Source organism: Micromonospora sp. URMC 105 (assembly GCF_051386295.1).
GTDB lineage: Bacteria > Actinomycetota > Actinomycetes > Mycobacteriales > Micromonosporaceae > Micromonospora.
This window is the reverse complement of sequence record NZ_JBPQTL010000001.1, coordinates 123203-145326: the sequence shown is the minus strand read 5'-3', so window position 1 is coordinate 145326 and position 22124 is coordinate 123203. Positions and strand designations below refer to the sequence as shown.

General features: G+C 75.0%; 4 protein-coding genes. 1 reads left to right on the top strand and 3 read right to left on the bottom strand.

Going from position 1 to position 22124, the window contains the following annotated elements; translation table 11 throughout:
• Positions 1-28: 28 nt before the first annotated feature.
• Complete coding sequence (locus ACSNN7_RS00510; RefSeq protein WP_436678481.1) at positions 29-16762, bottom strand: type I polyketide synthase; 16734 nt, start codon at positions 16760-16762, stop codon at positions 29-31.
• 76 nt (positions 16763-16838) lie between these two features.
• Positions 16839-18383: an AMP-binding protein gene (locus ACSNN7_RS00505; protein ID WP_436678480.1), complete on the bottom strand. Its 1545-nt coding sequence runs from the start codon at positions 18381-18383 to the stop codon at positions 16839-16841.
• Positions 18384-18487: 104 nt separating this feature from the next.
• Here ACSNN7_RS00505 and ACSNN7_RS00500 point away from each other — a divergent pair, with 104 nt between their 5' ends.
• Complete coding sequence (locus ACSNN7_RS00500; RefSeq protein ID WP_154938605.1) at positions 18488-18760, top strand: acyl carrier protein; 273 nt, start codon at positions 18488-18490, stop codon at positions 18758-18760.
• A gap of 231 nt (positions 18761-18991) precedes the next feature.
• Here ACSNN7_RS00500 and ACSNN7_RS00495 read toward each other — a convergent pair whose 3' ends face one another.
• Entirely contained in the window at positions 18992-21817 is a 2826-nt protein-coding gene (locus ACSNN7_RS00495) for an AAA family ATPase (RefSeq protein WP_436678479.1), read from the bottom strand.
• Positions 21818-22124: the final 307 nt, after the last annotated feature.

Below are 22124 nucleotides of genomic sequence, written 5' to 3'. Positions count from 1 at the left end.
GCGACGATCCGGTCGGTGTCCACGCCGCTCACCGGTTCGCCCCGTTCGGGTCGGCGCCGCCGAGGGCCGCGCGGACCAGGTCGTCCACCGCCATGTTCCGGATCTCCTCGCTACGGTCGGCGGCGGCGGGCGCCGCGGTGGGCGGGGGTGCGACGCCCGGCGCGGTGAGCCGGAGCAGGGCGTCGAGCAGGCCCGCCTCGCGCAGCGCGTCGAGCGGAATGGTGGCCAGCCGACGGCGTACGTCGTCCTCGTCCGGGGCGTCGGCGGCGTCCGGCCCGGCGGGGGCGTCCGGCGACGGGCCGACCGGTACCTCCTCCGCCAGTTCCTCGCGCAGCAGCCGGGCGACCTCGGCCGGGGTCGGGTGGTCGAACATCAGCGTGGCGGCGAGCCGCAGCCCGGTCGCGGCGCTGAGCCGGTTGCGCAGCTCGATCGCGGCCAGCGAGTCCAGGCCGAGTTCGGTGAAGCCCCGGTGGACGTCGATCTCCCCCGGCTCGGCGTGCCGGACGGCGGCGACGTGGCCGCGTACCAGGTCCAGCAGCATCCGCTGCCGGCCCTCCTCGGGCAGCGCGGCGAGACGCTGGACGAGGCTGCCCTCGTCCACCGGGGCCGCCGGCGCCTCGGCGGTCGTGGCCGGGGTGGCCGTCGGTGTGGGCCGGCGGCCGGCGGCGGCGCGGGCGACGTCGCGCAGCTTGGCCGGGATCTGCGTGCCGGTCGGGTCGGGGCGCAGCGGCACCAGCACCGGCTCGGCGACGCGCAGCGCCTGGTCGAACAGGGCGAGCCCGTCGGCCGGTGCCAGCGCCGGCATGCCCATCGCGGCGAGCCGCCGGGTGACGCCGGGGTCGGTGCCACCGGCCAGGCCGGCGCCCTCGCCCCAGAGGTTCCAGACCAGCGAGGTGGCGGGCAGCCCCATCGACCGGCGGTGCCGGGCCAGCGCGTCGAGGAAGCTGTTCGCCGCCGCGTAGTTGCCCTGCCCGGCGGGGTCGAGCAGCCCGGCGACCGAGGAGAAGAGGACGAACTCGGTCAGCTCCCGCTCCTCGGTCAGCTCGTGCAGCGCCCAGGCGGCGTCCACCTTGGGGCGCAGCACCGCGTCGAGCCGGTCCGGGGTGAGCGAGGTGAAGAGCGCGTCGTCGAGTACGGCGGCGGCGTGCACCACGGCGGTCAGCGGCTGCGCCAGCCCGTCGACCAGCGCCGCGAGCGCCTTCGGGTCGGTGACGTCGCAGGCGGCCACGGTCACCTCGGCGCCGAGCCCGGCCAGCTCCTCGCGCAGCTCCGCCGCTCCGGGGGTGTCCGGGCCACGCCGGCTGACCAGCGCCAGGTGCCGCACCCCGTGGGTACCGGCCAGGTGCCGGGCGACCAGCGCGCCGAGCCCGGTGGTGCCGCCGGTGACCAGCACCGTGCCGTCGGCCCGCCAGGGCGACGGGGGCAGCTCGGTGGGTACCGGGACGGGGGCCAGCCGGGGCACCTTCACCTGGTTGCCGCGCACGGCGACCTCCGGTTCACCCAGGCTGACCACGGCCGACAGCATCCGCAGGCTCGCCTCGTCGGAGTCGAGGTCGACCAGCATCAGCCGGTCCGGGTTCTCGGCCTGCGCGGCGCGCAGCAGGCCCCACACCGGGGCGACGGTCAGGTCGAGGTGCCCGCTGTCGTCGTCGGCCGCGAACCAGGTCAGCACCACCAGCCGGGTGGCGGCGAACCGCTCGTCGGCGAGCCAGGCCCGGACGGTCTCCAGCACCCCGGCCAGGCCGTCGCGGACCGCCGCGGGCACCTCGCCGTCCGCCGGTTCCACCGGCAGGAACACCACCTCGGGTACGCCGTCCGTCGCGGCCGCCTCGGCCAGGGCCGTCAGATCCGGGTACGCGGGCACGTCCGCGCGGCCGAGGTCGACCTCGTCGCCGAGCACCGCCCACCGCCCGGGTACCGCCTCGGCGGCCTCGCCCAGCGGCAGTTGCGGCCAGTCGACCCGGAACACCGAGTCGAGGTGGCGGGTGCCGGTCATCGCCGCCCCGGCGGCCACCAGCCGGTCCGCGGTGACCGGCCGGACCACCAGCGACTCGACGGTGGCGACCGGGGTGCCGGTGATGTCGGCCAGGTCGAGGCGGACCGCCTCGGAGCCGGCGCTCGCGTCGGAGTCGGTCCAGTTGATCCGTGCCCGCAGGCGGCTGCGGCCGCCGGAGTGCAGGCGTACCCCGGTCCAGGAGAACGGCAGCTGGCCGGCGCCGATGTCCTGCGGCTTGCGCCCGCCGAGGAAGTCGGTGGCGCTGAGCGCGGCGTCGAGCAGCGACGGGTGCAGCCGGTACGCGGCCGCGTCCTGCCGGGCCTCGTCGGGGAGCGCCACCTCGACGAAGAGGTCCCGGCCGCGCAGCCAGACGGCGCGCAGCCCACGGAACATCGGGCCGAAGTGGTAGCCCTGTGCGGTGAGGTAGTCGTAGACGCCGCTGATGTCGACCGGTTGGGCGCCGGCCGGTGGCCACTGGCCGACCCCGACGTCGAACTCCTCCGGGGTGACCGGCGGAGCGTTCTCGGTGCCGAGCCAGCCGGTGACGTGCCGGGTCCAGCCCACCTCCGCCGGGGCGTCGTCGAAGCGGGACCAGATGGCTATGCTCCGCCGGTTGCCGGCGTCCGGCTCCCCCACCACGACCTGCACGGCCGCGCCGCCGTGGTCGGGCAACGGCATCAGCTGCTCGATGATCAGTTCCTCGACCACGTCGCAGCCGACCTCCTCGGCGGCCCGCAGAGCCAGCTCGACGAAGCCGGTGCCGGGGAGCAGCCCCATGCCCATCACGTTGTGGTCGGCCAGCCAGGCGTGCGTGTCGAGGGCGAGCCGGCCGGTGAGCACGACCCCGCCGCCCTGTGGCGCCACCATGACGGCGCTGAGCAGCGGGTGGCCGGCGTCGCGCTGGCCGTGCCCGGTGGCGTCGCCGGCCCGGGTCTTCGGCGCGTGCAACCACAGGTGCCGCTGCTCGAACGGGTACGTGGGCAGGTCGACCCGGTGGCCGCCGCCGAGGATCTCGGTCCAGCGCACCGGGGTCCCGGTGACGTGCAACCGGGCCAGGGCGTCGAGCAGCTGCGGCACCTCGGGCCGGTCCCGGCGCTGGGCCGGCGCGACGACGGTGCCGGTCACGACGCCCTCGATCAGCGGGGTGAGCGCGGCGTCGGGGCCGAGTTCGAGGAACGTGGTCGCGCCCGCCTGGTGCAGTGCGGTGATGCCGTCGGCGAAGCGGACGCTCTCACGGACGTGGCGCACCCAGTAGTCGGGGTCGGTCAGCTCGCTGCTTGCCACGGCGCCGGTCAGGTTGGACACGACCGGGAGCTGGGGCTCGGCGTAGGTCAGGCTCGCCGCGATCGTGCGGAAGGCGTCGAGCATCGGGTCCATCAGCCGGCTGTGGAAGGCGTGGCTGACTCGCAGCCGGGTGGTCTTGCGGCCCAGCCTGGTGAAGTGATCGGCGACCGCGAGCACGGCGGCTTCCGGACCGGAGATGACCACGGATCGGGGACCGTTGACGGCCGCGATGTCCACACCGGTGCCCGCCCCCGGGGCGATGCCGTGGGCCGCGACCGGGCCGACACCGCCACCATTGGCCGCGACCGGGCCGACGCCGCCGCCGTTGCCGATGCCCGGGCCGGCGCCGTTGCCGGTGCTCGGGCCGGTGCCGGTGCCGATGCCGTTGGAGGCCGAATCGTTTACGTCATCAGATTGGTAGGACCCGACAGAGGCCTCCGGACCCGCCAGGACAGCCCGCACCTCCTCCTCCGACGCCTGCACCGCAACCATCGCCCCACCAGCCGGCAGCGCCTGCATCAACCGCCCACGAGCCGCCACCAGACGCGCGGCGTCCGACAGCGACAGGACACCGGCCACGTGCGCCGCGGCAAGCTCACCGATCGAATGCCCCGCCACGAAATCCGGCCGCACACCCCACGACTCCACCAACCGGAACAGGGCCACCTCGACGGCGAACAACCCCGCCTGCGCATACCCCGTGAGCCGAATCAGCTCCTCGTCATCACCCCACACCACCGACCGCAACGGCCGGTCCAGGTGCGCGTCCAGCTCGGACACCACCGCGTCGAAGACCGCCGCGAACTCCGGGAAGGCGGCATGCAACTCACGGCCCATGCCGAGACGCTGCGCGCCCTGACCGGTGAACACCACCGCCGTCCGGCCACCGGAGCGGGCCACGCCGGAGACCACGCCCGTGGCGACCTGCCCGGTCGCCAGGGCGGTGAGGCGGTCGGTCAGCTCGGCGCGGTCCGCGCCGAGCACCACGGCCCGGTGCTCGAGGGCCGCCCGGCCGGTGGCCAGCGACCACGCGACGTCCCGGTCGGCCAGGTCGTTCCGGCCGTCGAGGTGGGCGACCAGCCGCTCCGCCTGCGCCCGCAGCGCCCGGTCGGTACGCCCGGACAACACCCACGGCTGCACCGGCGCGGTCGGCTGGTCGCCGTCCGCCGCGTCGGCCGGCCGGGCCGGACCGGCCAGGTCCGCCGGCGCCTCCTCGATGATCATGTGGGCGTTGGTGCCGCTGAGTCCGAACGAGGAGACCGCCGCCCGGCGGGGGCGGCCCTGCGCCGGCCACTCCCGCGGCCGGGTCAGCAGTTCCACCGCGCCGGCGGACCAGTCGACCTCGTCGGAGGGGGCGTCGACGTGCAGCGTCGCCGGCATCAACCCGTGCCGCATCGCCTGCACCGCCTTGATCACCCCGGCCACGCCGGCGGCGGCCTGGGTGTGGCCCAGGTTCGACTTGACCGACCCCAGCCACAGTGGTCGGTCCCGGTCCCGGCCGTACGTGGCCAGCAGCGCCTGCGCCTCGATCGGGTCGCCGAGCGCGGTGCCGGTGCCGTGCCCCTCCACCAGGTCCACCTCGGCCGGGGCGAGCGCGGCGGCGGCCAGTGCCGCCTCGATGACCCGCTGCTGGGAAGGGCCGTTCGGGGCGGTCAGCCCGTTCGACGCGCCGTCCTGGTTGATCGCCGACCCGCGTACCACGGCGAGCACCGGGTGGCCCTTGCGCCGGGCGTCGGAGAGGCGTTCCACCAGCAGCAGCCCGATCCCCTCGGACCAGCCGGTGCCGTCGGCGCCGTTCGCGTACGCCTTGCACCGGCCGTCGGGGGCGAGACCCCGCTGCCGGCTGAAGTCGACGAAGACGTCGGGGGTGGGCAGCACCGTCACGCCGCCGGCCAGCGCCATCTCCACCTCGCCCTGGCGCAGCGCCTGGCAGGCGATGTGCAGCGCGACCAGGGAGGAGGAGCAGGCCGTGTCGATGGTGACGGCCGGCCCCTCCAGGCCGAGCGCGTACGCCACCCGCCCGGACGCGATGCTGGCGCCGCTGCCGCCGCTGAGGTACGCGGCGATCTCCTCGGGTACGTGCTGCTGCACCCGGCTGCCGTACTCGGTGTACATGACGCCGATGTAGACGCCGGTGCGGCTGCCCCGCACGGAGGCGGGGTCGATGCCGGCCCGCTCGAACGCCTCCCAGGCGCCCTGGAGCAGCAGCCGCTGCTGCGGGTCCATGGCGAGCGCCTCGCGCGGCATGATGCCGAAGAACTCCGGGTCGAACTCGGCGGCGTCGTGCAGGAAGCCGCCGGTCTTGACGTACGTCTTGCCGGCCGCGCCGGGCTCCGGGTCGTAGACCGCGTCGACGTCCCAGCCCCGGTCGACCGGGAACTCGGAGATCGCGTCGCGTTCCTCGACCAGCAGCCGCCACAGGTCGTCGGCGGAGCGCACCTCGCCCGGGTAGCGGCAGTGGATGGCGACGATGGCGATCGGGTCGTCGTCGGGCGCGGCCGGGGTGGGCGCGGCGACGGCCGGCGCGGCGGCGGGGGTGACACCGATCAGCCGGTCGGCGAGGAAACGCGCGGCGACCTCGGCCGTCGGGTGGTCGAAGACCAGGGTGGCGGGCAGCCGCAGGCCGGTCGCCTCGTTGAGGGCGTTGCGCAGCTCGACGGCGGCGAGGGAGTCGAAGCCGAGGTCCTTGAACGCCCGGTCGGGGGCGACCGCGTCGATGCCGGAGTGGCCGAGCACCGCCGCCACCCGGGTCCGGACCAGCTCGACCAGGAGGCGGTGCCGTTCCGCCTCGGTGACGCCGGCGAGCCGCTGGGCCAGTCCGCTGCCCGCGCCGCCGCTGCCGGTCGTACCGGCGGCGGCGCGTCGGGTGGGGGCGGTGACCAGGCCGCGCAGCAGGGTCGGCACGTCGCCGCGAGCCCGGACGGCGGCCGGGTCGACGCGCAGTGGCACCACCAGCGGCTCGGCGGTCGCGACGGCGGCGTCCAGCAGGGCCAGCCCGTCGTCGACGGCGAGCGCCGGCAGGCCGAGCCGGCGCACCAGGGCCACGTCGGCGGCGGAGGCCTCGCCGAGGTCCCAGAGACCGAAGGCGACCGCGGTGGCGGGCAGGCCCGCGGCGGCCCGGTGGGCGGCGAGGGCGTCCAGGAAGACGTTCGCGGCGGCGTAGTGCCCCTGCCCGGCGGCGAGCACCAGCCCACCGGCGGAGGAGAGCAGCACGAACGCGTCGAGGGGCAGGTCCCGGGTCAGCTCGTGCAGGTGCCAGGCGCCGTCGATCTTGGGGGCCAGCACCGGGTCGAGCCCGTCGGGGTCGAGGTCGGCGACCAGGCCGGCGCCGGGTACGCCGGCGGCGTGCACCACGGCGGTGAGCGGGTGCTCGGCTCCGACGGCGGCGAGCACGGCGGCGACGGCGGCCCGGTCGGTGACGTCGCAGGCGGCGACGGTGACGTCCACCGCGCCGAGCGCGCGCAGCTCGTCGCGGAGCGTCGCCGCGCCGGGCGCGTCGGGGCCGCGCCGGCTGGTGAGCACGAGCCGGCGTACCCCGTGGGTGGTCACCAGGTGCCGGGCGATCAGCGCGCCCAGCCCGCCGGTGCCACCGGTGACCAGGACCGTGCCGTCCTGGTTCCAGCCGGGTGCGCCGTCAACGGGGCGCAGCCGGGCCAGCCGCGGCACGGTGACCCGGCCGGCGCGGACCGCCGCCTCGGGTTCGGTGGCGGCGACGGCGGCGAGCAGCCGCGCGGAGTCGCCGCTGCCGTCGGTGTCGAGCAGCCCGAACCGGCCCGGCTGTTCGCCGGCCGCCGCCCGCAGCAGCCCCCAGACGGGCGCCTGGGTCAGGTCGACGTCCTCGCCGGGCGCGGCGGCGACCGCCTGCCGGGTGACGACGGTCAGCCGGGCCCCGTCGAGCCGGCGATCGGCCAGCCAGGACCGGACGGTCCGCAGCGTGTCGCGGGTGACGGCCCGGGCAGCCTCGGCCGGGTCTCCCCCGGCCGGCCCGAGCGCGAGCAGCACCAGGTCCGGGGTGCCGCTCTCCCCCGCGTCGAGCGCCGCGCCGAGCGCGGACATATCCGGGTACGCGGGCAGTCCGGTCCCCGGCAGGTCACCGAGCACGACGGCCCGGGCGGGCGTCGGCGGGACCGGCGCCGGGGTCCACTCCAGGTGCAGCAGCGCACCGGCGCGGTCGTCCCGGGCGGCGGCGAGCTGCCCGGCGGAGACCGGCCGGACCAGCAGCGACTCGACGGTGGCGACCGGTTGCCCGTCCGGGTCGGCCACCCGGATCCGGCACTCCTCGTCGCCGCGCACCCGTTCCAGGTGGACGCGCAGCGCGCGGGCCCCGGCGGCGTGCAGGGTGACCCCGGACCAGGAGAACGGCAGCAGCGTCTCGCCGTCCAGCGGCCCGTCCTCGCCGAGCTGGTCGGCGTGCATGGCGGCGTCGAGCAGGGCGGGGTGCAGGCCGTACCGCTCGGCGTCCTCGCCCTCGGGGAGCGCGACCTCGGCGAAGACGTCCTCGCCGCGCCGCCAGGCGGCCCGCAGCCCCTGGAACGTCGGACCGTAGCCGTAGCCGCGGGCGCGCAGCCCCGGGTAGAAGCTCTCGACCGGCAGTACGGTGGCACCCGGCGGCGGCCACTGGGTGAGGTCCCAGGTCGCCGGGGCGGCGGTCGGCGCGACCGCGCCGGTGGCGTGCAGAGTCCACGCCCCGTCCCCGCCCTCCGGTCGGGAGTGGATGCCGATCTGCCGTACCCCGCTGTCGTCGGGCGAGCCGACGGCCACCTGTACGGTGACCGCGCCCCGCCCGGGCAGGATCATCGGGGCCCGGTGGGTCAGTTCCTCGACCCGGCCGCAGCCGACGTGGTCACCGGCCCGGACGGCGAGTTCGACGAAGCCGGTGCCGGGCAGCAGCACCGCGCCGAGGATCTCGTGGTCGGCCAGCCAGCGTTGCCGGTCGACGGCGAGCCGCCCGGTGAGCACCACCCGGTCGGTGTCGGCGCCCGGCACGGCGGCGCCGAGCAGCGGGTGCCCGACCGGATCGAGCCCGACCGAGCCGACGTCACCGGCGGGTGGCAGCGGGTTCAACCAGTAGCGCTGCCGCTGGAAGGGGTAGGTCGGCAGGTCGACGGTGCGGCCGGTCTGCGGGAGCAGGGCGGTCCAGTCGACGGTGCTGCCGGTGACGTGCAGCCTCGCCAGCGCGGTGAGGGCCTGGCGGTGTTCGTCGTGTCCCCGCCGCAGGCTGGGCACGATCGTGACGTCGTCGGTGAGGATGTCCTCGATCAGCGGGGTGAGGGCGGCGTCCGGGCCGAGTTCGAGGAACGTGGTCGCGCCCGCCTGATGCAGGGCGGTGATCCCATCGGCGAAGCGGACCGCCTCGCGAACGTGCCGCACCCAGTAGTCAGGGTCGGTCAGCTCGGTCGTGGCGATGGCGCCGGTTAGGTTGGACACGACCGGGAGCTGCGGCTCGGCGTAGGTCAGGCTCGCGGCGACGGTGCGGAAGTCGTCGAGCATCGGGTCCATCAGGTGGCTGTGGAAGGCGTGGCTGACCCGCAGCCGGGTGGTCTTGCACCCCTGGTTGGTGAAGTGTTCGGCGACCGCGAGCACGGCGGCTTCCGGCCCGGAGATGACCACGGACCGGGGACCGTTGACGGCGGCGATGTCCACACCGGCGGCACCTGTGACCGGGATGCCCGCGCCGTGGACCGCAACCGTGCCACCGCCACCGCCGGCAACCGCGCCGCTGCCGCTGCCGGTGCCGGTGCCGGTGCCGGTGCCGGTGCCGGTGGAGGCTGAATCATCTACGTCATCAGATTGGTAGGACGCGACAGAGGCCTGCGGACCCGCCAGGACAGCCCGCACCTCGTCTTCCGACGCCTGCACCGCGACCATCGCCCCACCAGCCGGCAACGCCTGCATCAACCGGCCCCGCGCCGCCACCAGACGAGCCGCGTCCGGCAGCGACAACACGCCGGCGACATGGGCCGCGGCAAGCTCACCGATCGAATGCCCCGCCACGAAGTCCGGCCGCACACCCCACGACTCCACTAACCGGAACAACGCCACCTCGGTCGCGAACAACCCCGCCTGCGCATAACCCGTGAGCCGGATCAGCTCCTCGTCATCACCCCACACCACCGACCGCAACGGCCGATCCAGATGCGCATCCAGCTCCGACACCACCGCATCGAACGCCGCCGCGAACACCGGGAACACCGCGTGCAACTCACGGCCCATACCCAGACGCTGCGCACCCTGACCGGTGAAGAGCACCGCCAGCCGACCGGCCCGAGCGACACCGGACACCACGTCGGATTGGGAAGCGCCGTCGGCGAGTGCGGCGAGAGCCGGCGACAGCTCCGCCGGGTTAGCGCCGAACACCACGGCCCGGTGGTCGAAGAGCGCCCGCCCGGTCGCCAGGGTCCGCGCGGCCGGCGCGATCTCTGCGGCGTCCATCGACCACGCGAACTCCGCCAGCCGGCCGGCCAGGGTCCGGACGGCCGGCTCGGACCGGGCGGAGAGGAGCCACGGCACCACCGCCGGAAGGCCGACGATTCCGGCAGAATCGGCAGCGTCGCCGGTGGTTCCGGCCGGTGTCGCGGGTTCGGCAGCCGAAACGTCCTGCGGGGCCTGCTCGATGATGACGTGCGCGTTGGTGCCGCTGATGCCGAACGACGACACACCCGCCCGGCGCGGGTGCCCGTTCACCGGCCACTGGCGGGCCTGCGTCAGCAGCTCCACCGCCCCGGCGGACCAGTCCACCTGCGGCGACGGCGCGTCCACGTGCAGGGTGGGCGGCAGGATGCCGGCGCGCATCGCGTGGACCATCTTGATGATCCCGGCGACTCCGGCGGCGGCCTGGGTGTGGCCGAGGTTGGACTTGATCGAGCCGAGCCAGAGCGGGCGGTCCGCCGGGCGCTCCTGGCCGTAGGTGGCCAGCAGCGCCTGCGCCTCGATCGGGTCGCCCAGCGTCGTACCCGTGCCGTGCGCCTCCACCGCGTCGACCTCGGCGGCGCTGACGCCCGCCGAGGCCAGGGCGGCGCGGATCACCCGCTGCTGGGACGGGCCATTCGGCGCGGTCATGCCGTTCGACGCACCGTCCTGGTTCACCGCCGAACCGCGCACCACCGCCAGCACCGGGTGCCCGTTGCGGCGGGCGTCGGAGAGGCGCTCGACCAGCAGGACGCCGACGCCCTCACCCCAGCCGGTGCCGTCGGCCGAGGCGGCGAACGACCGGCACCGCCCGTCGGAGGAGAGGCCGCCCTGCCGGTTCATGTCGATGAAGGTGTCCGGCGTGGACATCACGGTCACGCCGCCGGCCAGGGCCAGCTCGCACTCCCCGGTACGCAGCGCCTGGATCGCCCAGTGCAGCGCCACCAGCGACGACGAGCAGGCGGTGTCCACGGTCACCGCCGGCCCCTCCAGGCCGAGTACGTACGCGACCCGCCCGGAGACCACGCTGGTGTGGCCACCGTTGCCCAGGTAGCCCAGCGCCTCCTCCGGCATCTCGCCGGGCCGGGTCGCCCAGTCGTGGTACATCACCCCGGCGAACACCCCGGTACGGGACCCGGCGACCGAGTGCGGGTCGATGCCCGCCCGCTCGAACGCCTCCCAGGACGCCTCCAGCATCAGCCGCTGCTGCGGGTCCATGGCGGCGGCCTCGCGCGGGCTGATGCCGAAGAAGTCCGGGTCGAACAGGGCCGCGTCGTAGAGGAAGCCGCCCTCCTTCGTGGAGGTACGCCCCGACCGGCCCGGCTCCGGGTCGTACAGCTCGTCGACGTTCCAGCCGCGGTCGGCGGGGAACTCGCCGATGGCGTCCACCCCGTCGGCGACCAGCCGCCACAGCTCCTCCGGCGAGCTGACCCCGCCCGGGTAGCGGCAGCTCATGCCGATGATGGCGATCGGCTCGTCGGGGACAGCGGGCGCCACCGTGCGGACCGGCTCCGCCGCCGGACGCAGGTCGAGCAGCTTCTCGCCCAGGTGCCCGGCCAGCGCGCGTGGGTTCGGGTAGTCGAAGACGAGGGTGGCGGTCAGCCGCAGCCCGGTCGCCGCGTTGAGCCGGTTGCGCAGCTCCACCGCGGCCAGCGAGTCGAAGCCGATCTCGTTGAACGCCTGCCGGGGCGCGATGGCGTCCGCGCCGCTGTGCCCGAGCACGGCGGCCACCTGGGTACGGACCAGGTCGAGCAGGACCGACGTCCGCTCCGCCTCGGTCAGGTCGGCGAGCTGCCGGGCCAGCGAGAGCTCCACCGGGACGGCACCCCCGGCCCGGACGGCGGGCCGCCGGGGCGCGCGGACCAGCCGGCGCAGCAGCGGCGGCAGCTCGGCGGCCCGCTGGTGCAGGTCGGCCAGGTCGAAGCGGAGCGGGGCGAGGAACGCCTCGTCCACGTCGAGCGCGGCGTCGAAGAGGGCGAGGTTCTGCGCCACGGTGAGTTCGCGCAGGCCGAGGCGGCTCACCCGGTGCGCGCCGACGTCGTCCACCCCGGCGCCCATGCCGATGTGGCGGGGCCAGAGCCCCCAGCCGAGGCTGGTGGCGGGCAGCCCGGCGGCGCGGCGGTGCGCGGCGAGGGCGTCGAGGAAGGTGTTGGCCGCCGCGTAGTTGGCCTGCCCGGAGCCGTCGAGGAAGCCGGCGGCAGAGGAGTAGAGCACGAACGCGCGCAGGTCGGCGTCGCGGGTCAGCTCGTGCAGGTGCCAGGCGGCGTCGGCCTTGGGGCGCAGCACCGCGTCCACCCGCTGCGGGGTGAGGCCGTCGAAGGTGCCGTCGTCGACGATTCCGGCGGCGTGCACGACACCGGTCAGCGGATGGTCGGCGGGGATGGTGGCGAGCAGCGCGGCGAGGGCGTCGCGGTCGCCGACGTCGCAGCCGGCGAGGGTGACCCGGGCGCCGAGGGCGGTCAGCTCGTCGCGCAGCGCGGTGGCGCCCGGGGCGTCCGGTCCGCGCCGGCTGGTCAGCAGCAGGTGCCGGACCCCGTGGGTGGTGACGAGGTGCCGGGCCAGCACCGCGCCGAGTCCGCCGGTGCCCCCGGTGACCAGGACGGTGCCGTCCCAGGTGCCGGGAGCGGCGGCGCGCGGGCGGCGGACCGGCACCAGGCGGGGGGCGAGCAGCCGGCCCTCGCGCAGCGCCACCTCCGGCTCGCCCGTGGTGGCCGCCCCGGGCAGGGCGGTGGCCGGGGTCGCGGCGTCGAGGTCGAGCAGGAGCAGCCGGTCGGGGTTCTCGGCCTGCGCCGCCCGCAGCAGGCCCCACAGCGGTGCGGTGGTCAGCTCGATCGGGTCCTCCGGCAGCGCCCGTACGGCGTGCCGGGTCACCACGACCAGCCGGGTGTCGGCGAACCGGTCGTCGGCGAGGACGTCCTGGGCCAGCCGCAGTGCCCGGTGCGCGGCAGCCCGTACGCCGGCCAGGGTCTCGCCCTCCACGGCGTCGAACGTCGCGACCAGCAGGTCCGGTGCGGCCTCGACGGCCGCCGGACCGGCCAGCACGGGTACGCCGAGCGCGTCGGCCAGCCGGTACGGGTCCGGGCCGAGGACGGCCACGGACGCCTCGACCGGGGCGGGCGCGGGCTGCTCGGTCCACTCGATCCGCAGCAGGTCCCCGCCGCCGGTGCCGGCGCCGAGCTGTTCGGCGTCCACGGTGCGCACCAGCAGCGAGCCGACGGTGGCGACCGGGGCGCCGGAGGCGTCGGCCAGCACGACCCGGACGGTGTCCGGCCCGGTCGCGGTGAGCCGCACCCGTACGGCGGTGCCACCGGACGCGTGCAGGGTGAGGTCGTACCAGGTGAAGGGCAGGGTGACCCCGGTGGCGGGCTGCGGCAGCGCCAGGTCCAGCGGGTGCAGCGCGGCGTCGAGCAGCGCCGGGTGCAGCCCGTACGCGGCACCGTCCGTGGTGGACTCGGGGAGCGCCACCTCGGCGAAGACCTCGCCGGCCCGCCGCCAGACGCCCCGCAGCCCGTGGAAGGTCGGCCCGTAGCCGTAGCCCTGCGCGGCCAGGCGCGGGTAGAAGTCGGTCACGTCGACGGGCTCGGCGTCGCGCGGCGGCCACCGGGTCAGGTCGTCGTCGCGGGACGGGGCGGCAGCGGCCGGGGCGAGCACCCCGCTGGCGTGCCGAGTCCAGTCGCCGCCGGGCGGGGCGTCCTCCGGACGGGAGTGGAACTCCACCGTGCGCCGCCCGTCGGCGTCCGGCGGGGTGACCACGACCTGGAGGGCGACCCCGGTGTCGTCCGGCAGCACCAGCGGCGCCTCCAGGGTCAGCTCCTCGACCAGGGCGCAGCCGACCTGGTCGCCGGCGTACGCGGCCAGTTCGACCAGCGCGGTGCCGGGCACCAGGTTGACCCCGCCGATGACGTGGTCGGCGAGCCACGGGTGGGAGCGGCGGGACAGCCGGCCGGTGAGCACCGTGCCGTCCTCGGTGGCCAAATGCAGCAGCGCGCCGAGCAGCGGGTGGTCGGCGGCGAGCTGCCCGATCCCGGACGCGTCGCCGGTGGCGGGCGGGGTGCTCAGCCAGTAGTGCCGGTGCTGGAAGGCGTAGGTGGGCAGCTCGACGCGGCGGGCGCCGCTGCCGGCGTAGCAGGCCGACCAGTCGACGCCCGCGCCCCGCACGTGCGCCACCGCCACCGCGGTGAGCACCTCGCGCTCCTCGTCGTGGTCGCGGCGCAGGGCGGCGACGAAGGCGCGGTCGCCGTCGGGCGTGACACACTCCTGCGCCATCGCGCTGAGCACCGGGTCGGGCCCGAGTTCGAGGTACGTGTCGACGCCGGCCGCGTCGAGGAAGGCGATGCCGTCGGCGAAGCGGACCGGTTGCCGGACGTGCCGTACCCAGTAGTCGGGGGTGGCCAGGTCGGCGTCGGCGAGCGCGCCGGTGACGTTGGAGACCACCGGGACGCGGGGCTGCTCGTACGCGACCAGCTCGGCGACCCGGCGGAACTCGTCGAGCATCGGCTCCATCAGCGGCGAGTGGAAGGCGTGGCTGACCCGCAGCCGCTTGGTGCGCCGGCCCCGGCCGGCGAGCTGGGCGGCGATCCGCAGCGTCTCGTCCTCGACCCCGGAGATCACCACGGCGGCCGGGCCGTTGACGGCGGCGAGGTCCACCCCGTCGACGAGCAGCTCGCGGACCTCGTCCTCGGCGGCGGCCACCGCGACCATCGCGCCGGTCGACTCCAGCTCCTGCATGAGCCGGCCCCGGGCGGCGACCAGCATGGCGGCGTCGGGCAGCGAGAAGACCCCGGCCGCGTGGGCGGCGGCCAGCTCGCCGATGGAGTGGCCGGCGACGAAGTCCGGCCGCAGGCCCCACGACTCGACGAGCCGGTAGAGCGCGGTCTCGACGGCGAAGAGCGCCGGTTGGGCGTACCCGGTCTGGTCGAGCAGGGCCGCCTCGGGGGTGCCCTCGGCGGCGAAGAGCACGTCCCAGAGCGAGTGTTCCAGTTGCAGGTCGAGGTGGCCGATCGCCTCCTCCAGGGCGTCGGCGAAGACCGGGTACGCGGCGTGCAGCCGGCGTCCGGTGCCGAGGCGCTGGCTGCCCTGGCCGGTGAAGAGCAGGGCCAGCCGGCCGCCGGTGGCGGTGCCCCGGATCAGCCCGGGGGCCGGGTCACCTGCGGCGAGGGCGCGCAGTCCGGCGCGTACCTCGTCGGTGTCGCGGGCCAGCAGCACGGCGCGGTGGGTGAGGGCCGCGCGGCCGGTGGCCAGCGACCACCCCAGGTCGGCCAGGTCGGGGGACGGGCCGGCGGGTTCGGTGGCGTCGAGCAGCCGGGCGGCCTGGGCGGGCAGCGCCGGGGCGGTCCGGGCCGAGACGACGACCGGGCGCAGCGCGGTGGTGACCGGCGGCCCGGGGTCCGCCGCGGGGGCCGGCTCGACCGCTGGCGGCTCCTCGACGATGACGTGCGCGTTGGTGCCGCTGACCCCGAAGGAGGAGATGCCGGCGCGGCGCGGGGCGCCACCGGCGGGCCAGGGCCGAGCCTCGGTGAGCAGTCGTACGGTGCCGGCCGACCAGTCGACGTGCGGGGTCGGCGCGTCCACCCCGACGGTGCGGGGCAGCGTGCCGTGCCGCATCGCCATCAGCATCTTGATCACCCCGGCGGCGCCGGCGGCGGCCTGGGCGTGACCGAGGTTGGACTTGATCGAGCCGAGCCAGAGCGGCGCGTCGGCGTGGTGGCCCCGTCCGTACGTGGCGATCAGGGCCTGCGCCTCGATCGGGTCGCCGAGAGTGGTGGCGGTGCCGTGCGCCTCCACCGCGTCGACCTCGCCGGGGGTGAGCCCGGCGTCGGCCAGCGCCTGCCGGATGACCCGTTGCTGGGCTCGGCCGTTCGGGGCGGTGAGGCCGTTGCTGGCGCCGTCGGAGTTGATCGCGGTGCCCCGGATGAGGCCGAGCACGGGGTGGCCGTGGCGGCGGGCGTCGGAAAGTCGTTCGAGGACGAGGAGGCCGACGCCCTCGGCCCAGGCGGTGCCGTCGGCGGTGGCGGCGAACGGGCGGCAGATGCCGTCCGGGGAGAGCCCGCGCTGCCGGCTGAACGAGGTGAACGCGCCGGGGTTGACCATGACCGACGCCGCGCCGGTCAGCGCCAGGGTGCACTCGCCGCGTTGCAGCGACCGGACGGCCAGGTGCAGCGCGACCAGCGAACCCGAGCAGGCGGTGTCGACGGTCAGCGTCGGTCCCTCGGTGCCCAGCACGTACGCCAGCCGCCCGGAGACGACGCTCGGCGAGTTGCCGGTCATCAGGTAGCCGTCGAGGCCGTCCGGGGCCTCGTGCAGGCGCATGCCGTAGTCCTGCGGGTCGGCGCCGATGAAGATGCCGGAGCGGCTGCCGCGCAGCGACTGCGGGTCGATGCCGGCCCGTTCCAGGGCCTCCCAGGCCGTCTCCAGCACCAGCCGCTGCTGCGGCTCCATGGCGCCGGCCTCACGCGGGCTGATGCCGAAGAACTCGGCGTCGAAGCCGGCGGCGTCGTCGAGGAAGCCGCCGTGCCGCACGTACGTGGTGCCGGGGTGGTCCGGGTCGGGGTGGTAGAGCCGGTCGAGGTCCCAGCCCCGGTCGGTGGGGAAGCCGGTGACCACGGTGCCGCCCTCGGCGACCAGCGCCCACAGCCGGTCCGGGGAGTCCACCCCGCCCGGGTAGCGGCAGCCGATGCCGACGACGGCGATCGGCTCCTCCTCGGCCGGGGGTCCGGCCGGGGCCGGCTCGGTGCCGTCGGGCCCCTCGCCGAGCAGCAGGGTGCGCAGGTGCGCGGCGAGCGCGGTGGCGCTCGGGTGGTCGAAGCCGACGGTGGGTGGCAGGGTCAGGCCGGTGGCGGCGGTGAGCTGCCGTTGCAGCTGGACCAGCCCGAGCGAGTCCAGGCCCTGCTCGCGCAGCGGCCGGCCGGCGTCGACGGCGTCCGGCGCGTCGTCCGCGCCGATCTCCCGCAGGACGGCCAACGCCTGCGCGCGGACCAGGTCGACGAGGACGCGCGTCTGCTCCGGTCCCGGCAGGCCCGCCAGGCGGGCGGCCGACGTGGGCGTTCCCCGGTTCTCCGTACCCTCTTCTGCCACCCGCCCAGAATTACGGTCCGGCCGGGCTTTCCGAATCCCCTACCAGCCCCTACCGGTGCCGATCGGGGCCGGTGGATCAGCTCGCCGCCGCCGCCCGGGCCAGCCGGCCACGGTCGATCTTGCGGTTGGAGTTCAGCGGGAACTCGTCGAGGTGGGTGTACCGGCGGGGCAGCATCCCCTTGGGCAGGATCTCGGCGAGCTGCTTGGCGAGCTGGGCGGCCGGGACCTCTTCGCCGGTGTAGTAGACGACGATCTCCACCAGCCCGTCGACGGTCCGGGTGACCGCCACCGCGTCCCGTACGCCGGGGCAGCCGGCGAGCGCGTGCTCGATCTCGGCCAGCTCGATCCGCCAGCCGTTCACCTGCACCTGCGCGTCCCACCGGCCGAGGTAGACCAGCTCCCCGTCGGCCAGCCGGCGGACCCGGTCGCCGGTGCGGTACCAGCGGCGCCCGTCGTGGTCGAGGAACCGCCCCTCGTCGTCGGCGGGGTCGAGGTAGCCGGGGGTCATCTGCGGACCGGTGACGCAGAGTTCACCCTCGTGGTCGGAGAGCTCCCCGTCGGGGGTGCGCAGCAGCGCGTCGTGCCCCTCGTGCAGGCGCCCGATCGGCACCAGCCCGTTGACGCAGAGCCCCGGGGAGGTCTCCGGCGACCAGCGGTGGCCGGTGACGGTGAGGGTCAGCTCGGTGGGACCGTAGATGTTCGCCACCGTGGACCGGTCGGCGGCGGCGTGCCAGTCGGCCACGTCCGCCGCGCGCAGCGCCTCGCCCGCGAAGAGGCTCCACCGCAGCCCCGGCATGCCGCCGGGGCGCAGGCCACCCAGCCGACGGATCAAGGTGATCGCGCTCGGCGCGGAGAACCAGACGGTCACCGCGCGCTCGGCGAGGAAGCCGGGCAGGTCCCGGTACGCCTGCGCGGGCACCGGCTGCACGGTCGCGCCGGCTCCCCAGGCGCAGAACATGTCGAACGCCGCGCAGTCGAAGTTCAGGTCGAAGGTCTGCGAGAAGACGTCCGCGGCGTCGAAGTCGTAGTCCCGGTCGACCAGCCGGAAGTAGTGGTCGGTCATCCCGTACGTGATCGGCACGCCCTTGGGCCGGCCGGTGGAGCCCGAGGTGAACAGCACGTACGCCACCTGCGACGCGGTGACCGGCAGCGGCGCGTCGAGCGACCGGCGGCCCAGCGGGATGCGCGCCGCGACCGGCACCGCGTCGGCGTCCAGGCCGGGCGCCAGCACCGGCAGCTCCAGCCCGGCGGCGGCCAGCTCGCCGAGGGTGGCCAGGCCGGCCTCGTCGGCCACCACCGCGGTCGCGCCGGAGACCTCCAGCATCCGCCGGGTCCGCGACACCGGGAAGCCGGCGTGCAGCGGTACGACCGTGGCGCCGGCGTACAGCACGGCCAGAATCCCCGCGTACGCCTCGACGCTCTTGCCGGTGAGCACCGCGACGGCGCGCGGCGGCTGCCCGTCCCCGGCGGCGTGCAGGGCACCGGCCCGGGCCAGCGCCAGCTCGTGCAGTTCCTCGTAACTCACGGCGCGGGATCCGACCCGCAGGGCCGTGCCGGTGGGGTTGGCCGCCAGGCCGCGAAGGAAACGCGCCGACAGGGCGGGACCGTCCACATCTACCATCCGGTGCTCCAACAGTAAGGGGCGACAGGGGTTGTCGGCCGCACGGGCAGGTACTTGTATCGAGGTCACCGCCGACACCGGTTCCGACAGATTCGGAGTGACTCATGCTGGACGAACGGTTCGAGGGGATCCTGCGGGGTTACCTGGCCTTCCTGTCGCCGACCGACACCCTCACCGAGGACACCCCGCTGCGCGACTTCGGCCTGGACTCGATGGCCACCGTGGAGCTGATCTCCGACCTCGAGTCGACGTACCGGGTCCGGTTCGTCGACGACCTGCTGAGCCTGGAGAACTTCGCCACTCCCGGCACGATCTGGGCGAGCCTCACCGCGTTGGGCGTCACGGGCCAGGTGACCGAGGCCCGGGTCGGCCACTGATCCGTGACGCCCGTGTGAGGCAATGCTGGTGCAGCCCCGTACCCCCGCAAAACCCCTAGCGCCCCCTGACGTGCGCGGCCCGGCGGGCCGGTCCGGCCAGCTCCTCGGGCGACGGTTTCCGCACCGCAGTGGCGCCCCGACCGGACCGGTCGGGGCGCCGTCGTACGTGCGGACGGCGGAGCGCCCGCCCGGAGCACTGTCCCGGATGCTCCGGACGGGCGCGGTCTCCCCTCAGCCGGCCAGTTCCTCCCAGTCCTGCCCGGCGTGGAGCAGCCCGGCGGCACTTTCGCCACGGGACTCCGACAGCCGCTTGCGCAGCTCGTGCTCGGCCGGCAGGTCGGTACGCCGGGTGATGCCGAGCTTGCGGTAGACCCGCGTCAGGTGCTGCTCGACGGTGCTGACGGTGATGTACAACGTCTGGCTGATCTCGCGGTTGGTGTGACCCAACGCGGCCAGCTTCGCCACCCGGCGCTCGGCCTCGCTGAGCACGTGCCGCTCCTCCTTCTCCCGGTCGTGCCAGCGGCCGACCAGCGCGGGCGGCTCGACCGGCCGGTCCCCGCCGGCGGGGACCGATGGGCCGGTCGTACCCGTCTGCGCGACCTGCGCGGCCCGCCGGGCCAGCACCCGGGCCCGGTCGAACTCCCCGAGCTGCTGCCGGACGACGCTGAACGCGGTCAGGGCCTTGGACAGCTCCAGCCGGTCGTCGGCCGCCTGAAGGCACTCCACGCTTTGCCGCAGCAGCGTCGGACGCTGCGCCGGTTCGCTGGCGGCGGCGAGCACCCGTAGCGAGATGCCCCGCACCCGGACGTCGGCCCCACGGGCCCGCTCCAGTTGCTGGGTGAGCAGGTCCCGGGCCTCGACGGAGCGGCCGAGTCGCAGGTTCACCTCGGCCAGGTCGCTGCGCCAGGGGATCAGCGCCGGCACGTCCACGTCCCATTCGCGCATCAGCCGGCCGCACAGCTGGAAGTCCCGCCCGGCGGCGAGCACCCGATCGGTGGCCAGGTGGTACTGCCCCCGGGCCCGCAGGTACGGCAGGCTGAACACGGTGCCGAACATCGAGTCGGGAACCGGCGCCTGGAGCACCTGCGCCGCCTGCTCGAACTCGCCCCGGGCCGTCCGCGCGACGATCAGGGTGGCGCGTGGCTGACCGATCAGGACCCCCCAGCCCTTCTCCGGCAGCAGGGCCAGCGCCTGCTCGGCGTGCCGGATCGCGTTGACCAGGTCACCACGCCGGTACGCGATGCTGCCGGCCAGCGAGGAGAGCACCGCCTGCCAGGTGACCTCCCCCCGGTCCGCGGCCTGCCGCAGCAGCCGGTCGCACCAGCTGCGGGCGAGTTCCGGCTTGTTGCCGCGCTGCAGTGCGAGCACCGCCGCGGCCACCATCTCCAGCGGGGTCTCACCGATCTGACAGCTACGCAGGATGTGCTCGGCACTGGTGGTGGCGGCCTCCCCGCCGCCCCGGCCCCAGAGCGAGGTGAGCCGCTGCGCGGCGTCCGCCCAGAGATCCCTCGGGTGGGTGGTGCCGTTGGGTCCGAACTCGGGCAGCCGCCCGCGGGCGGTGCCGAGGAACCAGTGGAAGCTGACGGCCAGTTCGGCCGCCGTCTGCGCGTCGACCGGATCGGCGGAGGCGCCGAGCGCCGTGGCCGCCTGGGCCGCCGCGTCCTCGTCGCCGTTCCAGAGGCTGTAGCGGATCACCGCCGCCGCGTCCGGCCCGTGCAGTTCCCCGTCCTGCACCGCACCCTGCAGACAGGGCAGGTACGCCAGCGTGGCCGAGGGGTTGCGTCGCCAGAGCGCGCCGGTCAGCGCGTACATGATGGCGATCCGTTCCCGGCGGTCGGTGCAGCCGGAGAGCGCGAGTTCCAGGTAGCGCACCGCCAGGTCCGGGTCGTCCCCGGCCAGCGCCTGATCGGCGGCGGTACGCAGCACGGCGACCGCCCAGTCGGCGGGGACCTGCTCGGCGTGGAGCAGGTGCCGCCCGACCTCGGCCGCCGGTGCGCCCTGCTGGTGCAGCAGGTCGGCGGCGCGGACGTAGACGGCGGCCCGATCGGCCGCGGTCATGCTCTCCAGCACCGTGGTGCCGCCGAGACTGTGCCGCATGCGGCAGTCCCGCAGCACGCCGGCCTCGGTCAGGATTCCGACGATCTCCTCGGCGGTTTCCGTCCGCATTCCGAGAAGACGGCCGATCAGGGCCGGGTCGGAACGGTCGTCCAGCACCGCGGCCGCGGCGGCCACGTCCAGCAGCTGCCCGTCCCACCGGTGCAGGCCGGCGAGCACGGCATGGGCATATCCGTCACCGACGACGGGCGTGGCCCCGTCCTCGGCTCCGGCATCCGCCGCATTGTCGTCGAGCAGCGCGTGCACCAACAGCGGATTACCATTCGTCAGTTCGTGGTATTCCTGGGCAACCGACTCGGGCGCTGCCTTTCCCCATTTCCGGGCGAGCAGATTGGCGATGTCCGGCACGGTAAGCGCGGACAACTTGATGCTCTCGTGCGGTTGGCGGGTGAGTTCCGTGTAGAAAAGTGGCAGGCTCGGCCGGCGCCGGTGCCACTTGCCGAGGACCAGCAGCATTCGGGCCGTATCCATCCGTCGCTGCAAGGACAACAACAGCCGCAGCGAGGCGGAATCGGCGAACTGCAGATCGTCGATGACGATCACGACGGTGCGCTCCCGGGCCAGGCCCAGCAGCACCCCGCAGAACTCACGCATCCAGCCCGAACGAGCATCGGGCTCCGCAGGTGGGTCCGACCATCCCCCGTCCTGGCCGGTCGCGTCCACCGAACCGATGAGGCGGGCGGCCCGTTCGGGCAGCGCGTCCACCAGGTCGGCGCTCCGGAACAACTGGTCGACCACGCCGAGCGGCACCGACTGCTCCGCCCGCGATCCCGTACCCGTCAGAAGTAACGCATCCGTCTCCGCCACGTAACGCGAAAATTGACGGAGCAGATATGTTTTACCGCTGGCCAGTCCCCCCTCGACTAGCGCCAGTCGACCGGTTGAGCCGTCGCATTGGCGAAGGAGCCCTTGCAACAGCGACAGGGCCCCCTCATATCCCATGGTCGCCACGTTTGCATACCCCTAAGTAGCGTAGTAGTCGAAACGCTTCAGCACTGGTAGCCACGTTGCCGCGTATCATATCCACAGATCGACGGTGATGCCAGTCCACCCTCTTTAGCACAGATCGGGCACAGGCCCCCGGCCAGGCCGTTCTGTCGGCGATCCGATCCGCGCAAATTGCAGAATGTCCAGTTCGTCGGTGTGTCCCATTTTTATTGCGTCTGCGCACGTCGCCGGCTCGGCCGCTAATCAATACGAGGACCACTGTGAACGATCTTCAGATGTCACGAAACGTTACTTGATCCGG